This is a genomic window from Nonomuraea sp. B19D2 (genome assembly GCF_040137845.1).
Lineage (GTDB): Bacteria > Actinomycetota > Actinomycetes > Streptosporangiales > Streptosporangiaceae > Nonomuraea.
On the sequence record NZ_JBEFAK010000011.1, the window covers coordinates 22345 to 39453 of the forward strand.

Sequence of the window (17109 nt, forward strand, 5' to 3'; positions counted from 1 at the left end):
TTCCTCCTGAAACGGCAGCGAGCCCCCAGCCGGGGCTGGGGGCTCACTTGTTTTGCGTTGGCTCAGCCGAAGATCTCGTGCAGGATGTCCTCGAGCTCGGTGTCGTGCGTGTTGTGCGACCCCGTCGCCGGCGAGCTGTTGTGCCGGCGCGAGACGCGGCGCACCGGGCGGCCGCCCACCGCCTGCGGGTCCTCCGCGAGCTTCAGCGTGAGGAACGGCCACGGCCCCATGTTGGCCGGCTCGTCCTGCGCCCAGAGCAGCTCCGCCTGCGCCCCGTAACGCGCCAGCTCGGCGGCCAGCTCCTCACCCGGGAACGGGTAGAGGCGCTCGAGCCGGACGATCGCGACGTCGTCGCGGCCCGTCTTCTCCCGCTCCGCGGCCAGGTCGTAGTAGAGCTTGCCGGAGGTCAGCACGATCCGGGTGACCTTGGCCGGGTCGGCGGACGTGTCGCCGAGTACCGGCTGGAAGGTGCCGGAGGTGAAGTCGGACGCCTTGGACGTGGCCGCCTTGTGGCGCAGCAGCGACTTGGGCGTGAAGACCACCAGCGGCTTGTGCCGCTGCGACTCCACCTGCCAGCGCAGCAGGTGGAAGTAGTTGGCCGGGGTGGAGGGCTGCGCGACCGTCATGTTGTCGAGCGCGCAGACCTGCAGGAACCGCTCGATGCGGGCCGAGGAGTGGTCGGGGCCCTGGCCCTCGTAGCCGTGCGGCAGCAGCAGCACGACCGAGGACTTCTGGCCCCACTTCTGCTCGCCCGACGAGATGAACTCGTCGATGATCGTCTGGGCGCCGTTGACGAAGTCGCCGAACTGCGCCTCCCAGGCGACCAGGGCGTCCGGGCGGACGACGCTGTAGCCGTACTCGAAGCCGAGCGCCGCGAACTCGCTGAGCAGCGAGTCGTAGACGTAGAACTTCGTGGTGCCCTGGTTGAAGGTCTTGAGCGGCGTGTGGTCGGCGCCGGTCATCCGGTCGACCAGGACCGCGTGGCGCTGCGTGAACGTGCCGCGGCGCGAGTCCTGGCCCACCAGGCGCACCGGGTGGCCGTCGATGAGCAGCGAGCCGAAGGCCAGCGTCTCGCCCATCGACCAGTCGATCGTGTCGTGCTCGACCATCTGGCCGCGGCGCTGCAGCACCGGCGCCAGGCGCGGGTGCGGCGTGAAGCCGTCGGGCAGGTTGAGCTGGGTGTCGACGATGCGCTTGAGCGTCTCGTCGCTGATCGCGGTCGGCGTCTCGTCATGCGACCACTTGACGACCTCGGTGGGCGGCACGCGCATCGCGGCCGCCTCGGCCGGCTTCTTCGCCGCCTCGCGGGTCTCCGTGAACGCCTGCTCCAGCTTGGCCTGGTAGTCGCGCAGCGCCTGCTCGGCCTCCTCGACCGTGATGTCGCCCCGGCCGATCAGCGCCTCGGTGTAGAGCTTGCGGGTCGAGCGCTTGGCGTCGATCAGGTCGTACATCAGCGGCTGGGTGAAGGCGGGGTTGTCGCCCTCGTTGTGGCCGCGGCGGCGGTAGCAGATGAGGTCGATCACGACGTCCTTGCGGAACGCCTGGCGGAACTCGTACGCCAGCTGGCCCACGCGCACCACGGCCTCGGGGTCGTCGCCGTTGACGTGGAAGATCGGGGCCTGGATCATCCGGGCCACGTCGGTCGCGTAGACCGACGACCTGGACGAGGCGGGCGAGGTCGTGAAGCCGACCTGGTTGTTGACCACCACGTGCACGGTGCCGCCGGTGCGGTAGCCGCGCAGCTGCGACAGGTTGAGCGTCTCGGCCACGACGCCCTGGCCGGCGAAGGCCGCGTCGCCGTGGATGAGGACGGGAAAGACGGTGAAGCCCTCCTCGCCGCGCTCCAGGAGGTCCTGCTTGGCGCGGACGACGCCCTCGAGGACCGGGTCGACCGCCTCCAGGTGGGAGGGGTTGGCGACCACGGAGGCGGTGATGGTCTTGCCGCTCGGCGCGGTGAACGTGCCCGTCGCGCCGAGGTGGTACTTCACGTCGCCGGAGCCGTGCGCCGTGCGCGGGTCGATGTTGCCCTCGAACTCGCCGAAGATCTGCGCGTACGACTTGCCGACGATGTTGGCCAGCACGTTGAGCCGGCCGCGGTGGGCCATGCCGATGACGACCTCGTCGAGGTCCTCGTCGGCGGCGTCGCTGATCACCGAGTCGAGCAGCGGGATCAGGGACTCGCCGCCCTCCAGGGAGAAGCGCTTCTGGCCGACGAACTTCGTCTGCAGGAACGTCTCGAACGCCTCGGCGGTGTTGAGCCGGGACAGGATGTTGAGCTGCTCGTCGCGCTCGGGCGACTTGTGCGGCTTCTCCACCCGCGCCTGGATCCAGGCCCGCTCTTCGGGGTTCTGGATGTGCATGTACTCGATGCCGACCGTGCGGCAGTAGGAGTCGCGCAGCACGCCGAGGATCTCGCGGAGCTTCATCAGCGCACGGCCGCCGAAACCGCCGGTGGCGAACTCGCGCTCCAGGTCCCACAGCGTCAGCCCGTGCGACTGGATGTCGAGGTCGGGGTGCTTGCGCTGCTTGTACTCCAGCGGGTCGGTCTCGGCCATCAGGTGGCCGCGCACGCGGTAGGCGTGGATCAGCTCGATCACGCGGGCGGACTTGGACACGTCGTCGTCGTGGGAGGCCGAGACGTCCTGCACCCAGCGGACCGGCTCGTACGGGATCCGCAGCGCCTCGAAGACCTCGTCGTAGAAGCCGTCCTCGCCCAGCAGCAGCCGGTGGATCTGGCGCAGGAAGTCGCCCGACTGGGCGCCCTGGATGATCCGGTGGTCGTAGGTGCTGGTCAGCGTCATGACCTTGGAGACGGCCAGGCGCGAGAGCGTGTCCGGCGAGGCCCCCTGGTATTCGGCGGGGTATTCCATCGCGCCGACGCCGATGATGGTGCCCTGGCCGGGCATCAGGCGCGGCACGGAGTGGACGGTGCCGATCGTGCCGGGGTTGGTCAGCGAGATCGTGGTGCCGGCGAAGTCGTCGACGCCCAGCTTGCCCGCGCGGGCCTTGCGGACGATTTCCTCGTACGCCATCCAGAACTGCCGGAAGTCCATCTCCTCCGCGCCCTTGATCGAGGGCACGAGGAGCTGGCGCTCGCCGTTGCTCTTCTGCACGTCGATCGCCAGGCCGAACCCGACGTGCTCGGGCTTGATCAGCGTCGGCTTGCCGTCGACCTCCGTGTAGGAGTGGTTCATCTCCGGCATGGCCCGCAGGGCCTTGACGATCGCGAAGCCGATCAGGTGGGTGAAGGACACCTTCCCGCCGCGACCCCGCTTGAGGTGATTGTTGATCACAATGCGGTTGTCGATCAGCAGCTTGGCCGGGATCGCGCGCACACTGGTCGCCGTCGGGACCGTCAGCGACAGGTCCATGTTGGCGGCCGTGCGGGCCGCGGCGCCGCGCAGCTTGACCTCCTCGGCGCCCTTGGGCACCGAGGGGGCGGGCTGCTTCGGCTTCTCGGCCGCCGGCGGGGCCTTGGGCGGCGTCTGCGGGGGAGCGGGAGCGGTCACACTGCCGTTCGCCGCCTCCCTACCCGGTGCCGCCCGGCCCGGTCCGTAATCAGGGTTGTAGTCAGCGAAGAAGTTCCACCAGGCCTTGTCGACAGACTCGGGATCTTGGAGGTACTTCTGGTACAGCTCGTCGACAAGCCACTCGTTCTGACCAAAGCTTGCCAGCGGGTTTGTCCGCGACGACTCAGACGACACGGCGGAAATCGCCCTCTTCCGCAGATCGGCGTTGATGTTAGAGAACCTGTCCAAGGCTACTCGCCCGGACCGGCGGCGTGCGCCGAAGAGGCTGTGACGCCTCGCACGATCCTCTCAGGAGAGAGCAAAGACGTCACGCCCCCCTAGTCAGTCCAGGTGGTGCCGCAATTATTACTCTTTGGTATCAACACCGCTACGCGACGTTTATTTCCCGCTGGACAGCAACCTGCTTGCAATCCGCACCTGAGGGGACAACTCGGACAGCAGGTCGGCCAGCTCCTCGCCCGCCTGCTTGAGCTCCTCCAGCGACATCGGCTCGAGGCGTTCGAGCAGGAAGATCGCGTTCGTCGTCTCCTCGGTGAGCCGGGTGCGCACCACCTGGCGCCAGTTCCACCTGCGGCAGGTGACGCCGACGTCGTCGCGCCAGATCACCTCGCCTGGCTCGGGCGTGCCGAGCGCCTCCTCGGACGCCTCGTCGCCGGTCGCCCTGACCAGCCGGGCCGGGCCGGCGTAGTGGTCGAGGTCCTCGCCGCCGATCGGCAGCGCGTGCTTCACGCTGATCGAGTTGTACGCGTCCACGACCTGGTTGATCTCCGGCGGCGGCATCCTGCGGGTGAGGGCGTCGACCGAGGGCCGGGTCCGCTGCGGCTTGGCGCCGAACGCACGGTACGCGTCCTTCCAGGCGTCGATCTTGTCCGACTGCACCTCCAGCTCAGAGGCCGCCGCCAGCCACGCCCGGGACCGGTCGTCCGTGGGCCCGTTGTGCAGGCCGTGCGCGGTCACGATCAGCACCGCGAAGTCGGGCCGCAGTGCGAAGACGGAGTCGTCCACCCAGATGTCGTCAAGCATTCCCACAGTCTAGGAGCGCCGAAAGTCGCAAAATTCCCTTTGCAAAATTATCTTTGCGGTCTATCGTGAGCCGTATGGAGGAGCAATACAAGATCAGTGATCCGCAGGTACTCAAGGCGGTCGCCCACCCGCTGCGGGTGCGCCTCCTGGGCCTGCTGCGCACCGACGGCCCCGCGACGGCGAGCGAGCTCGGGCGCAAGGTCGGCGAGAGCTCCGGCTCGACCAGCTATCACCTGCGCGAGCTGTTCAAGTACGGCTTCATCGAGGAGGACCCCGAGCGGCGCGACGGGCGCGAGCGCCGCTGGCGGGCCCGCCACAACTACACCTCGTGGGACGCCGTCGAGATGTCCGCCACCGCCGAGGGGCGCGAGGCGGTCAGGATCATGCACCTGCGGCAGGCCGAGATGGTCCGGCGGGTGATGGAGGAGTTCGACGTCGCCGAGTGGTCCCGCGACTGGGTCGACACGGCGGGGATGAGCGACCACATCGTCTCGCTGCCGCCCGCCGCGCTGCGCGAGTTTAACCGGAAGGCCGAGGAGCTGCTGCACGACCTCGCCGCCAAGTACGCCGGTGACCCTGAGGCCAGGCAGGTCAGTGCCTGGCACGGCGCCGTCCCCCGATCACCCCGGGAGAACCGATGACCGCACGCTCGGCGTTACGCCGCTACATGCTCGTCAGTTTCCTGACCTGGCTGCCCCTGGGGCTCATGGTGGCCACCATGGTGCTGCTGATGACCGCGCGCGGGCTCAGCCTGGCCGAGGTGGGATTGGCGGTGACGGTGTTCTCGGTCGTCACCGTGAGCCTGGAGCTGCCCACGGGCGGTCTGGCCGACGTCATCGGCCGGCGGATGGTGCTGGCCGCCTCCGCCGCGTGCACCGTGGCGGCGCTCGCGCTGATCAGCGTGTCCACGACGTTCTGGATGTTCCTGGTGAGCGGCGTGTTCAAGGGTGTCGCCAGGGCGCTGTCCAGCGGCCCCGCCACCTCCTGGTACGTCGACACGCTCCACGGCATCGAGGGCCGCGACGCCGATCTCAAGCCGGGCCTGGCGAGGGGCGGCGCGATGGAGTCGGTGGCGCTGTGCCTGGGCGTGCTGACGGGCGGGGCCGTCCCGCTGCTGGTGCCGCCCTCGCTGATGTTCCCGCTGGCCGCGCCGCCCCTGCTGGGCGCGATGGCGGCGGCCGTGCTGCTGGTCGTGGTGGTGTTCGCGATGCCCGAGCCGCCACACGCGCGCAGGTCGCTGGCGAGCGTGCTGCGCGAGGTGCCCGCCACGGTCGTGTCGGGCGTCCGGCTGGCGGCGGGAGGCCCGGTGCTGCGCCGCCTGATGGCGGCGGCGGCGAGCTCGGGCGTGGTGCTGATGAGCATCGAGCTGCTCACCCCGGGGCGGCTGGCCGAGCTGGCGGGCACGGCCGAGCGCGGCAGCCTGGCCTACGCCGTGGTCGCGGCGCTCGGGTTCGCGAGCAGCGCGGCGGGCAGCGCCCTCGCGCCCCGCGCGGCGCGGCTGGCCGGCGGCTCGGCCAGGGGCGCGATGGCCGGGTCGGTGCTGGCGGCGCTGTCCGTGGGGTCGCTGGCCGCCTCGTCGGGGCTGGGCGGCACGGCCGGGCTGGTGAGCGCCGGGTTGGCGTACGTGACGCTGTTCGTGGGGCTCTCCGTGACGGGCCTGCTCTGCCTGGAGATGACCCACAACGCGGTCAGCGCCGCCGAGCGCACCACCGTCACCTCGACCAGCTCGCTGTCGCTGCAGTCCGGCGGCGTCGTGGCCAACCTCACGCTGGGCGCCCTGGCCACCCAGGCGGGCCCGGCCGTCGCCTGGGCCGCCGCCGCTCCGGTGATGCTGGTCTCGGCCCTGCTGTTCGTGCGGATGCCCGCCCCTACAGGCTCCAGTCGATCTCCGGGCCCACAGGCACGATCCCTGTCGGGTTGATGTTGGTCTGGGTGATGTAGTAGTGCCGCTTGATGTGGTCGAAGTCGGTGGTTTCGCCGAAGGCCGGGATCGCGTACAGCCTGCGCGCGTACGCCCACAGCGCCGGATAGTCGACCAGCCGCCGGACCGAGCACTTGAAGTGCGCGTAGTAGACCGCGTCGAACCTCGCCAGCGTCGTGTAGAGGCGCACGTCGCTGTCGGTGAGCGTGTCGAAGAGGTACTCCGACTCGGTCAGGCGCACCTCGAGGAAGTCGAGCGTGGTGAAGACCCGCGCCACCGCCTCCTCGTACGCCTGCTGGCCACGGGCGAAGCCCGCCTCGTAGACCGCGTTGTTGAGCCCGTGGTAGAGGCGGTCGTTCATGATGTCGATGTCGGGGCGCAGGCGTTCCGGATAGAGGTTGGGAGAGGTGCCCCAGGACATTTCCAGATCGAGCGTGATCTGCGGGAAGTCGTTGGTGACGATCCGCTTGTCCTCGGTGTCCCAGACGCAGGGAACGGTGTAGCGGCCTGTGTAGCCGGGGTCGCTCGCGTGGTAGAGCTCCGACAGGTACTCGGGGTCGCCGCCCGGGATCCGCCAGCCCTTCTCGTCGCGGATGGGGTCGACGATCGTGACGTCGAGCAGGTCCTCCAGGCCCAGCAGTTTCCTGACGATCAGCACGCGCTGCGCCCACGGGCAGGCATAGGAGGCGTAGAGGCGGTAGCGGCCCGGCTCGGGAGAGTCGAGGCGGTCGGTGAAACGGTTCGGCTGCCGGTTGAAGCGGCCATTACGGGAGGTCTCGCCGCTCAGCTTCATACCCCTAGTAGAACATGGTTCTGATACAGAACTATATTCGGGATTGTGGTGAAATTTGTGGTTACCCCCGCCAGCCAGGCGCAGCGGGAGGCGTGGGTGGGCGGGGCGGTTCCCGAGGTCGAGCGAGTACGTCCAGGGCTGTGGTCGATCCCGGTCCCGATTCCCGTCAACCCCTTGAGGTACGTGCTGGTCTACGCCCTCGAGCTGCCCGACGGGGTGGCGATCGTCGACGCCGGGTGGAACACCGACGAGGCGTACGACGCGCTCGTCGCCGGCCTCGGCGTGGCCGGATACGCGATCACTGACGTCAAGGGCGTGCTCGTCACCCACATCCACCCCGACCACTACGGCCTGGCCGGGCGCGTCCGCGAGACGTCGGGCGCCTGGATCGCCCTGCATCCGGCCGACGCGCGCCTGATCCGGGAGCGCTACGACGACGAGGTCATCGACTCCCTCGTCGAACGGGAACGCGCGCTGCTGGCCCGCTGCGGCGTGCCGCCGCTGACGCTGGACGAGCTGGCGGGCGCGTCCATGATGATCAGGCATGTGGTCTCGATGGCCAGGCCCGACCGCCTGGTCGAGGACGGCGACGAGCTCGGCCTGCCCGGCTGGGACCTGCGGGCCGTCTGGACGCCCGGCCACTCGCCGGGTCACCTGTGCTTCGTCTCGCCCTCGCGCAGGCTGCTGCTCTCCGGCGACCACGTGCTGGCGAAGATCACGCCCATCGTCTCCGTCCATCCCCAGTCGAGGCCGAATCCGCTGGCCGACTACCTCGACTCGCTGGCCGCCGTGCGCAAGCTCGACGTGGACGAGGTGCTGCCGGCGCACGAGTACCGGTTCCTGGAGCTGGCCGAGCGGGTGGACCACGTGATGGCGCACCACGACGCGCGGCTGGCGGAGATCGAGCAGGTCGTTGGTTCCCTTGACGGCGTCACGTGCTGGGACGCGGCCACCCGCCTGACGTGGTCGCGGCCGTGGGAGACGATCCCGTCGTTCATGCGGCGCTCGGCCAACAACGAGACGCTGGCCCATCTGGTGTGGCTGGCGGCCAGGGGCCGGGTACGCAGGGAGCCCGGCGAGCCGGACCTGTGGCGCCTGCCGTGAGCCGGTTATCGTGCTTGTAACAGAATGTTGTTCTCCTGCTTGGGAGGTTCGATGCTTCGGTTCGATGACAGGGTCGCGATCATCACGGGGGCCGGGCACGGTCTCGGCAGGTCGCACGCGCTCCTGCTGGCCGAGCGGGGCGCCAAGGTGGTCGTCAACGACCTCGGCGGTGCGCTCGACGGCACTGGCGCCTCCGCCGGGCCCGCCGCCGACGTGGTCGAGCTCATCACCAAGAACGGCGGTCAGGCCGTCGCCAACGCCGACAACGTCGCCACGCCGGAGGGCGCGAGGGCCATCGTGCAGGCCGCCGTCGACGCGTTCGGCAAGGTGGACATCGTCGTCAACAACGCGGGCATCCTGCGGGACAAGTCGTTCGGGAAGATGACGGTCGAGGACTTCGACGGCGTGCTCGCCGTGCACGTACGCGGCTCGTACCTGGTCAGCCAGGCCGCCTACCCGCTGATGAAGGCGGCCGGCTACGGCCGCATCGTCAACACCTCCAGCCCGGCCGGCCTGTTCGGCAACTTCGGCCAGGCCAACTACTCCACCGCCAAGATGGGCCTCGTCGGCTTGACCAAGACGCTCGCCATCGAGGGCGCCCGCAACGGCATCAAGGCCAACGCGATCGCGCCCATCGCCTGGACCCGGATGACGGAGTCGCTGCTGCCGGCCGAGTTCGAGGCCAAGTTCACGCCCGAGCGGGTGAGCGCGCTGGTGGCGTACCTCGTGCACGATACGTGCGAGGCGAGCGGCGAGGTGTTCAGCGTCGGCGGCGGCCGGGTGGCCCGGGTGTTCGTGGCCGAGGGGCCCGGCTGGAAGACCGACGACCTCACGCCCGAGGCCGTCGCGGGCAACTGGGAGGCCGTCATGGCCGAACAGCCCTACGTCCTCACGGCCGCCGACTCGATGAAGGCGATGCTCTGACTCTCAAAAGTCCCCGACGCCGGCGCGCGGAGGCCCGGCGGCGTCGGGGACTTCTGTTTCCCGAAGAGTCTGACAAATCAGTCTTTGTTCGATCTTCGGCGGAAGTTAGGGGAGTTTGGTCGATCCTCACTCTTGATTTGCCGCATAGGTGATCTTATTGTCGCCACATGACCCCCCAGCTGGGATCCGCCGGGGACGTGCTGACGCTGATCAGTGCCGGCTCGGCCACCACCCGTTCCGACCTCGCGAGGCTCACCGGCCTGGCCAGGTCCACGATCTCCCAGCGCGTTGACGCGCTGATCGAGCGTGGCCTGGTCGAGGAGACCGAGAGCGGCGAGTCCACCGGCGGCCGGCCGCCGCGCCAGCTGCGCCTGCAGACCGAGGATCACGCCTTCGCGGGCGTCGACCTGGGCGCCACCCACTGCCGGGTCGCGCTGATGGACATCTCAGGCAACGTGCTGACCGAGTGCGAGGACGCGCTGCTGATCGGCGAAGGGCCGGACAACGTGCTCGCCCACGTGGACCAGCGGATCGACCGGCTGCTCGGCGAGGTGGGGCGGCCGCGCTCGGCGCTGCGCGCGATGGGGATCGGGGTGCCGGGGCCGGTGGAGTTCGCCACGGGGCGGCCGAACAATCCGCCGATCATGCCGGGCTGGAACGACTACCCCATCCCCGAGTATTTCGGCGGTGTGTCGGTGCTGGTCGACAACGACGTCAACGTGATGGCGCTGGGCGAGCACCGCCACTCGTTCCCGAACACCAACCACCTGCTGTTCGTCAAGGTCGGCACCGGCATCGGCTGCGGCATCATGGCCGAGGGCAAGCTGCACAGGGGCGCACAGGGCTCGGCCGGCGACATCGGCCACATCCGGGTCAGCGGCCACGAGGACGCGGGCTGCCGGTGCGGCAACAGCGCCTGCCTGGAGGCGGTGGCCGGCGGGGCCGCCATCGCGCGGCGGCTGACCGAGCTGGGCCTCCCGGCCGAGTCGGGAGGCGACGTCGTGGCGCTCGTACAGGCGGGCAACACCCAGGCGCTGCGGCTGGTCAGGGAGGCCGGCCGGCTCATCGGCGAGGTGCTGGCCAGCCTGGTCAACTTCTTCAACCCCGAGGTCATCGTCATCGGCGGCGCGCTGTCGCGGGTGCACGAACACCTGCTGGCCGGCATCAGGGAGACGGTCTACCGCAGGTCGCTCCCGCTGGCCACGCACCACCTGTCCATCAAACCGAGCCGTACGGGCATCAACGCGGCCGCGCTCGGGGCGGGGATCCTCGCCATCGAGCACTACCTCTCACCGGACAACATCAACCGCATCGTCAACGCCTGAAAGGGACCTCCCGATGCTGGTCATGAAGGGCATCGTCAAGCAGTTTCCCGGCGTGCGCGCGCTGGACGGGGTCGACCTGGACGTACGGGCGGGCGAGGTGCACTGCCTGCTCGGCCAGAACGGCGCAGGCAAGTCCACGCTGATCAAGGTGCTGGCCGGCGTCCACCAGCCGGACGAGGGCACGATCTCGTTCAACGAGAAGGAAGTGCGCCCGAGCAGCCCCATAGACGCCATCAGGCTCGGCTTCGCCACCATCTACCAGGAGCTCGACCTGGTGGACGGGCTCAGCGTGGCCGAGAACATCTTCCTCGGCCACGAGCACGCCCGCTTCGGCTTCGTGAACAGGCCGGCCGCCAGGCGCGCGGCCCGCGAGGTGCTCGAGCGGCTGGGCCACCCGGAGATCCGCCCGTCGGCCGAGGTGGGGCGGCTGTCGCCGGCGGCCAAGCAGGTCGTGTCCATGGCGCGGGCGCTCTCGCACGACGCCCGCCTGATCATCATGGACGAGCCGTCCGCCGCCCTCGCCCACGACGAGGTCGCGAACCTCTTCCGCATCATCCGCGCGCTCACCGACCAGGGCGTGGCCGTCGTCTACATCTCCCACCGCCTGGAGGAGATCCGCGAGATCGGCGACCGGGTCACCGTGCTCAAGGACGGCCGCACGGTCGCGGTCGGCCTGTCCGCCCGCGACACCCCGACCGCGGAGATCGTCTCCCTCATGACGGGCAGGAACGTCGAGTACGTCTTCCCGCCCAGGGCCGAGCGCTCGCCGGGGGAGGAGGTGCTCAGGGCCGAGAGCCTGTCCTCGCCGGGCGTCTTCTCCGGCGTCTCGTTCTCCGTGCGGGCCGGCGAGATCGTCGGGCTGGCCGGGCTCGTGGGCTCAGGGCGCTCGGAGATCCTCGAGGCCGTGTACGGCGCCCGCCCCTCCTCCGGGCGCGTCCTGCTCGCCGGGCAGCCCGTTCGCCGCAGTGTCGTCGGCACGGTCAAGCGCGGCATGGGCCTAGCCCCGGAGGAGCGCAAGGCCCAGGCCCTGCTCCTCGACCAGAGCGTCACCGCCAACATCACGCTCGGCAGCCTGCCGGGGTTCGCCAGGTTCGGCTGGATCGACCGCAAACGCGAGCGGGACGAGGCCAAGCGCCTGTCCGAAATGCTGGACATCCGGCCACCCGACCCGGAACGCCCGATCAGAACGCTCTCAGGCGGCAACCAGCAGAAGGCCGTGCTCGCCCGCTGGCTGCTCGGCGGCCGCAAGCTGCTCCTGCTCGACGAGCCGACCCGGGGCGTGGACGTGGGCGCCAGGGCCGAGCTGTACGCGGTGATCCGCGACCTCGCCGAGCAGGGCATCGGCGTGCTGCTGGTCTCCAGCGAGGTGCCCGAGGTGCTCGGCCTCGCCGACCGGGTGCTGGTGTTACGCGAGGGCACGGTCATCCACGAGGGCGATGCGGCGGAGCTGGACGAACACCGCGTACTCGACATGATCATGAATGGGAGGGCGGCGTGATGAGCGAGCCCACAACGGAGCGGCCGCTGCCCGGAGTGGCCGCGCCCCCGCCGTCGCGCGGCTTCGGCGGCCTCGGGGAGATGCGGCATCTCGGGCTGCTGGCGGCCCTGGCGCTGCTGGTCGTCGTCGGCCTGGTCACCAGGCCCGAGAACTTCGCCACCACCTCCAACCTGGTCAGCATCCTCTCCCTGGCCGCCACGATCGGCGTGATCACGGTCGGGGCCACGTTCGTGATCATCGGCGGCGGCATCGACCTGTCGGTGGGCGCGGTCATGGCGCTGGCCTCGGTCTGGGCGACGACGCTCGCCACCCAGTGGTACGGGCCGGTGGTGATGGCGATCTGCGCCATCCTGGTCGGCACGGGAGCGGGGCTGGTCAACGGCCTGCTCATCGCCTACGGGCGGCTGGTGCCGTTCATCGCCACGCTGGCCATGCTCGTCGCCGCCCGCGGGCTGGCGCAGCGCATGTCCGACCGCAAGACGCAGCTCATCCAGACCGGCAACGCCGCCATCGTGGACCTGTCCACCACGCGCGTGCTCGGCATCCCGCTGCTGGTCTACATCTTCGCCCTGGTCGTGGTGCTCGGGTGGATCGTGCTCAACCGCACGACGTTCGGGCGGCGCACGTACGCGGTCGGGGGCAACCCCGAGGCGGCCAGGCTCGCCGGGATCGACGTGCGCTGGCACACGATGCTGCTCTACGCCCTGTCGGGGCTGTGCTGCGGCATCGCCGCCATCCTGATCATGGCGCGTACGACGGCGGGCTCGTCCACCCACGGGGACCTGTACGAGCTCGACGCCATCGCCGCCGTGATCATCGGCGGCACGCTGCTCACCGGGGGCCGGGGCACGATCGTGGGCTCGATCCTGGGCCTGCTGATCTTCACGCTCATCACGAACCTGTTCATTCTCAACGGGCTCAACACCAGCGACCAGCTCATCGCCAAGGGCCTGATCATCGTCGTCGCCGTCCTTCTCCAGCGGCGGAACCTGAAGGAGAGAGCACCATGAGTGAGAACGTCGCGCGCAGGGGATTCCTCGTCGGCGGAGCCGTACTCTTAGCGGCGGGCTGCACCAGCAACGAGCCCGCGGCGGCGCCCTCCAGCGCGGCCCCCGCTCCCGCCCCCGCCGCGAGCGGCAACGACCAGCCCGGCCAGAAGGTCACGATCGGCTTCTCGGCGCCCGCCGCCGACCACGGCTGGATCGCGGCCATCGCCAAGAACGCCGAGAGCGCCGCGAAGCAGTACTCCGACGTCGACTTCAAGCCCGTCGAACCCACCAACGACATCAACCAGCAGATCTCGGCGGTCGAGTCGCTCATCGCCGCCAAGGTGAACGCGCTGGTCATCCTGCCCAACGACGGCCAGCAGCTGAACCAGGTCGCGCTGCAGGCGACCCAGGCGGGGATCCCGGTCATCAACCTCGACCGCGTCTTCCCCGACAAGCTGGCGTACCGGACCTGGATCGGCGGCGACAACTACGGCATGGGCGTCGCGGCCGGGCACTTCATCGGCAAGCAGCTCAAGGACAAGGGCGTGGCCAACCCGGTCATCGTCGAGATCCAGGGCATCGCCACGCTGCCGTTGACGCAGGACCGCAGCAAGGGGTTCGCCGACGCGCTGAAGACGTACGGGTTCAGCGTGACGGCCAAGCAGGACGCCAAGTTCACGGTCGAGACCGGCAACCAGGTGGCCACGTCGCTGCTCCAGGCGCACAAGAAGATCGACGCGCTCTGGAACCACGACGACGACCAGGGCGTCGGCGTGCTCGCCGCCATCAAGGAGGCGAACCGGAACGAGTTCATCATGGTCGGCGGCGCCGGTTCGCTGAACGCGATGAAAGAGATCCAGTCGGGCACCTCCGTTCTTAAGGCCACGGTCACCTACAGCCCCACGATGGCCTCCTCTGCGATCAAGCTGGCGCGTCTGATAGCACAGGGGAAGGGCATGAGTGATCTGGTGGAGAACCAGGTTCCGCAGTCAATCACGCTCGCATCCGAGACCATCACCAAGGAGAACGTCGAGAAGTACCTGGCGCTCGGCTTCGAATCCTGATCGGGGGTTGCATGTCAGACAAGACCACCATCGGCGTGGGCATGATCGGCTATGCCTTCATGGGCCGCGTTCACTCCCAGGCCTGGCGGAGCGTGGGAGCCTTCTTCGACCTTCCGCTGACGCCGCACATGGCGGCGATCTCCGGCCGGTCGAAGGAGCGCACACAGGCCGCCGCGGCGCAGCTCGGCTGGGCCGGCGTCGAGACGGACTGGAGAGAGCTGATCAAGCGTGACGACGTGCAGATCGTCGACATCTGCACGCCCGGCGACACGCACGCCGAGATCGCCATCGCCGCGCTGCAGGCAGGCAAGCACGTGCTCTGCGAGAAGCCGCTGGCCAACACCGTCGAGGAGGCCGAGGCCATGGTCCGGGCGGCGGCCGCCGCGCCGGGCAAGAGCATGGTGGCGTTCAACTACCGGCGGGTGCCCGCGGTCGCGCTCGCCCGCCGGTTCGTCGAAGAGGGCCGGATCGGCGAGATCAGGCACGTGCGGGCCGCGTACCTGCAGGACTGGATCGTCGACCCCGAGTTCCCGCTGGTCTGGCGGCTGCAGAAGGACAAGGCGGGGTCCGGCGCGCTGGGCGACATCGGCGCGCACATCGTGGACGCGGCGCAGTTCATCACCGGGCAGACGCTGGTGGGCGTCTCGGCGCTGACGGAGACGTTCATCAAGGAACGGCCGCTCGCTGCGGAGTCCGCGGGCCTGGGCGCTTCGCGGGCGGACTCGATGGGTCAGGTCACCGTGGACGACGCCGCCCTGTTCATCGGCCGGTTGTCGGGCGGGGGGCTGGCCTCGTTCGAGGCAACCCGCTTCGCCTTCGGCCGCAAGAACGCGATGCGCATCGAGATCAACGGCTCGCTCGGCAGCCTGGCGTTCGACTTCGAGGCCATGAACGAGCTCTGGTTCAGCTCCGGAGGCGGCGGTTTCGAGCGGATCCTCGTCACCGAACCCGACCATCCGTACGTGGGCGCCTGGTGGCCGCCCGGGCACGGGCTCGGCTACGAGCACACCTTCACCCACGAGATCAAGGACTTCCTGGAGGCGATCGCCACCGGAGCCGACCCGTCGCCGTCGTTCGCGGACGGGCTGCGGGTGCAGCGGGTGCTGGAGGCGGTCGAGCAGAGCGCGGCTGAGGGCAGCCGCTACACGAACGTGGAGGACTGACTCATGCGACCTGTCACCCTGTTCACGGGGCAGTGGGCCGACCTGCCGTTCGAGGAGGTGTGCAGGCTGGCCGCCGAGTGGGGTTACGACGGCCTGGAGATCGCCTGCTCGGGCGACCACTTCGACGTGGCCCAGGCCGTGGCGGACCCGTCGTACGTGGAGCAGAAGCGCGCCCAGCTCGACAAGCACGGGCTCAAGGTCTGGACCATCTCCAACCACCTCGTCGGGCAGGCCGTCTGCGACCTCATCGACGAGCGCCACAAGGCCATCCTGCCCGCCCGCATCTGGGGCTCCGGCGACCCCGAGTCGGTCCGCCAAGCCGCGGCCGAGGACATGAAGAACACCGCCCGAGCGGCCTCGCTGCTGGGCGTGGACACGGTGGTGGGCTTCACCGGGTCGTCGATCTGGCACACGGTGGCCATGTTCCCGCCGGTGCCCGCTTCGATGGTGGAGGCCGGCTACCAGGACTTCGCGGACCGCTGGAACCCCATCCTCGACGTCTTCGACGAGGTCGGGGTGCGCTTCGCCCACGAGGTCCATCCGAGCGAGATCGCGTACGACTACTACACCACCCAGCGGACACTGGAGGCGATCGGCCACCGCCCCGCCTTCGGCCTGAACTGGGACCCGTCGCACATGGTCTGGCAGGACCTGGACCCGGTGGGGTTCATCCTGGACTTCAAGGACCGGATCTACCACGTGGACTGCAAGGACACGCGCATGCGCGTCGGCGACGGCCGAAAGGGCCGCCTGTCCTCGCACCTGCCGTGGGCGGACATGCGGCGCGGCTGGGACTTCGTCTCCACGGGGCGGGGCGACGTGCCGTGGGAGGACTGTTTCCGTGCCCTCAACTCGATCGGGTACGAAGGGCCGATCTCGATCGAGTGGGAGGACGCGGGGATGGACCGGCTCGATGGGGCCAGGGAGGCCCTGGCGTACATCCGCAAGCTCAATTCCATCACCCCGCCGGCCACCGCCTTCGACGCCGCCTTCTCCACGACGTAGGGGCCGCCAACAGCAAGGCCTTCCACAGAGGGGGGCGCTGCGCGCCTTCAGGGTTTCAGACAGCGCCTCCCAAGGGAGCTCCGCCCCCTTTCGATCCCCAAAACCCCGCTCGCTCCGCTCGCCAGTTGCCCGCGAGGACGATCTGGCGGAGGACCTCGCCGGCCTGCAACGCCTCCACCGTCGCCTGAGGTAGCGACTCCTTGCGGGCTGCGGGCGTGCCGACGACCACCGACACGCCGTCACCGGACACCTGCGCGGCGGCGTGCCCGTCCAGCTTGACCTTGGTGCTCTTGGTCTTGACCTTGACCAACATGCGGGTGGGCGTACAGAACAAGATCACCTCGCTCTCTCCGTACCCGCTCACGACAGCGGGCTCGGCCGGGCCCGCGAAGCCCTCCTCAGGCGTGGTCGTGGTGCCGGGTTCGTCAAGCCGCGTGGACAACGACCAGCCGCCGTCACTGTCGCCCTGTTCGCTGAGCCCGCACACGCCCCGGGTGTGGATCCACGCGACGAGGTCGTGACCACCGACCCTGACCCGCGCCAGCGCCCGTTCGGCGTCCGTCGGCAGCTCGTCCTTGGTCGCCGTGGCCGTGGACAGCCCGGCGAGCGGCCACTTCGAGGGGTCGCGCAGCACCCTGTCGTCGGCCTGCCGATTGCCGGCCTGCGCCGAGCAGGCGGCGGTCAGCGCGAGCGCGACCAGGGCCGCTGATCTTCTTACGGCGATCACTGTGATGTCGGATCCTTGTCCATCAGTTCGGCGCGGACGGCGG

General features: G+C 69.6%; 14 protein-coding genes. 10 read left to right on the plus strand and 4 right to left on the minus strand.

Going from position 1 to position 17109, the window contains the following annotated elements; genetic code table 11:
• Window positions 1-62: 62 nt before the first annotated feature.
• Window positions 63-3704: a multifunctional oxoglutarate decarboxylase/oxoglutarate dehydrogenase thiamine pyrophosphate-binding subunit/dihydrolipoyllysine-residue succinyltransferase subunit gene (locus tag ABN273_RS21275; RefSeq protein WP_349450686.1), complete on the minus strand. Its 3642-nt coding sequence runs from the start codon at window positions 3702-3704 to the stop codon at window positions 63-65.
• Window positions 3705-3908: 204 nt separating this feature from the next.
• Window positions 3909-4553, minus strand: coding sequence for a B3/B4 domain-containing protein (locus ABN273_RS21280; RefSeq protein WP_349450687.1), 645 nt, complete (start codon window positions 4551-4553; stop codon window positions 3909-3911).
• Between the two features lie 74 nt (window positions 4554-4627).
• Here ABN273_RS21280 and ABN273_RS21285 point away from each other — a divergent pair, with 74 nt between their 5' ends.
• Window positions 4628-5194 carry a helix-turn-helix domain-containing protein gene (locus ABN273_RS21285; RefSeq protein ID WP_349450688.1) on the plus strand — a complete coding sequence of 189 codons (567 nt, stop codon included), beginning with the start codon at window positions 4628-4630 and terminating at the stop codon, window positions 5192-5194.
• Window positions 5191-6474: an MFS transporter gene (locus ABN273_RS21290; RefSeq protein ID WP_349450689.1), complete on the plus strand. Its 1284-nt coding sequence runs from the start codon at window positions 5191-5193 to the stop codon at window positions 6472-6474. Before ABN273_RS21285 ends, ABN273_RS21290 begins: the two co-directional genes overlap by 4 nt.
• Here ABN273_RS21290 and ABN273_RS21295 read toward each other — a convergent pair.
• A complete protein-coding gene (locus ABN273_RS21295; RefSeq protein WP_349450690.1) occupies window positions 6422-7267 on the minus strand; it encodes a glutathione S-transferase family protein in 846 nt (281 codons plus the stop codon). The two genes, ABN273_RS21290 and ABN273_RS21295, sit on opposite strands and share 53 nt — an antisense overlap.
• A gap of 45 nt (window positions 7268-7312) precedes the next feature.
• On the opposite strand from ABN273_RS21295, the gene ABN273_RS21300 reads away from it, so the two are divergent.
• The 8 genes from ABN273_RS21300 to ABN273_RS21335 all read left to right on the plus strand — a co-directional run bounded on the left by ABN273_RS21300 (window position 7313) and on the right by ABN273_RS21335 (window position 16339).
• Window positions 7313-8371: an MBL fold metallo-hydrolase gene (locus ABN273_RS21300; protein WP_349450691.1), complete on the plus strand. Its 1059-nt coding sequence runs from the start codon at window positions 7313-7315 to the stop codon at window positions 8369-8371.
• Window positions 8372-8422: 51 nt separating this feature from the next.
• Entirely contained in the window at window positions 8423-9295 is an 873-nt protein-coding gene (locus ABN273_RS21305; RefSeq protein WP_349450692.1) for an SDR family oxidoreductase, read from the plus strand.
• 167 nt (window positions 9296-9462) lie between these two features.
• A complete protein-coding gene (locus ABN273_RS21310) occupies window positions 9463-10620 on the plus strand; it encodes an ROK family transcriptional regulator (protein WP_349450693.1) in 1158 nt (385 codons plus the stop codon).
• 13 nt (window positions 10621-10633) lie between these two features.
• Window positions 10634-12118 (plus strand): sugar ABC transporter ATP-binding protein, encoded by a 1485-nt coding sequence (locus ABN273_RS21315; protein ID WP_349450694.1) that lies wholly within the window; start codon window positions 10634-10636, stop codon window positions 12116-12118.
• On the plus strand, window positions 12118-13128 hold the full coding sequence (locus ABN273_RS21320) for an ABC transporter permease (protein ID WP_349450695.1): 1011 nt from the start codon (window positions 12118-12120) through the stop codon (window positions 13126-13128). Before ABN273_RS21315 ends, ABN273_RS21320 begins: the two co-directional genes overlap by 1 nt.
• Window positions 13125-14171, plus strand: a complete 1047-nt coding sequence (locus ABN273_RS21325) for an ABC transporter substrate-binding protein (protein ID WP_349450696.1) — start codon at window positions 13125-13127, stop codon at window positions 14169-14171. Before ABN273_RS21320 ends, ABN273_RS21325 begins: the two co-directional genes overlap by 4 nt.
• 11 nt (window positions 14172-14182) lie before the next feature.
• Entirely contained in the window at window positions 14183-15334 is a 1152-nt protein-coding gene (locus ABN273_RS21330) for a Gfo/Idh/MocA family protein (RefSeq protein WP_349450697.1), read from the plus strand.
• A gap of 3 nt (window positions 15335-15337) precedes the next feature.
• Entirely contained in the window at window positions 15338-16339 is a 1002-nt protein-coding gene (locus tag ABN273_RS21335; protein WP_349450698.1) for a sugar phosphate isomerase/epimerase family protein, read from the plus strand.
• Window positions 16340-16394: 55 nt separating this feature from the next.
• Here the strand turns inward: ABN273_RS21335 and ABN273_RS21340 are convergent, their stop codons facing one another.
• A complete protein-coding gene (locus ABN273_RS21340; RefSeq protein WP_349450699.1) occupies window positions 16395-17066 on the minus strand; it encodes a hypothetical protein in 672 nt (223 codons plus the stop codon).
• Between the last annotated feature and the right edge of the window lie 43 nt (window positions 17067-17109).

What these genes read in the sequence shown, in the direction of transcription:
- ABN273_RS21335 (WP_349450698.1), top strand. Translation starts at nt 15,338, where the DNA reads ATGCGACCTGTCACCCTGTTCACGGGGCAGTGGGCCGACCTGCCGTTC.
- ABN273_RS21310 (WP_349450693.1), top strand. Translation starts at nt 9,463, where the DNA reads ATGACCCCCCAGCTGGGATCCGCCGGGGACGTGCTGACGCTGATCAGT.
- ABN273_RS21305 (WP_349450692.1), top strand. Translation starts at nt 8,423, where the DNA reads ATGCTTCGGTTCGATGACAGGGTCGCGATCATCACGGGGGCCGGGCAC.
- ABN273_RS21295 (WP_349450690.1), bottom strand. Translation starts at nt 7,267, where the DNA reads ATGAAGCTGAGCGGCGAGACCTCCCGTAATGGCCGCTTCAACCGGCAG.
- ABN273_RS21280 (WP_349450687.1), bottom strand. Translation starts at nt 4,553, where the DNA reads ATGCTTGACGACATCTGGGTGGACGACTCCGTCTTCGCACTGCGGCCC.
- ABN273_RS21325 (WP_349450696.1), top strand. Translation starts at nt 13,125, where the DNA reads ATGAGTGAGAACGTCGCGCGCAGGGGATTCCTCGTCGGCGGAGCCGTA.
- ABN273_RS21290 (WP_349450689.1), top strand. Translation starts at nt 5,191, where the DNA reads ATGACCGCACGCTCGGCGTTACGCCGCTACATGCTCGTCAGTTTCCTG.
- ABN273_RS21330 (WP_349450697.1), top strand. Translation starts at nt 14,183, where the DNA reads ATGTCAGACAAGACCACCATCGGCGTGGGCATGATCGGCTATGCCTTC.
- ABN273_RS21320 (WP_349450695.1), top strand. Translation starts at nt 12,118, where the DNA reads ATGAGCGAGCCCACAACGGAGCGGCCGCTGCCCGGAGTGGCCGCGCCC.
- ABN273_RS21315 (WP_349450694.1), top strand. Translation starts at nt 10,634, where the DNA reads ATGCTGGTCATGAAGGGCATCGTCAAGCAGTTTCCCGGCGTGCGCGCG.
- ABN273_RS21285 (WP_349450688.1), top strand. Translation starts at nt 4,628, where the DNA reads ATGGAGGAGCAATACAAGATCAGTGATCCGCAGGTACTCAAGGCGGTC.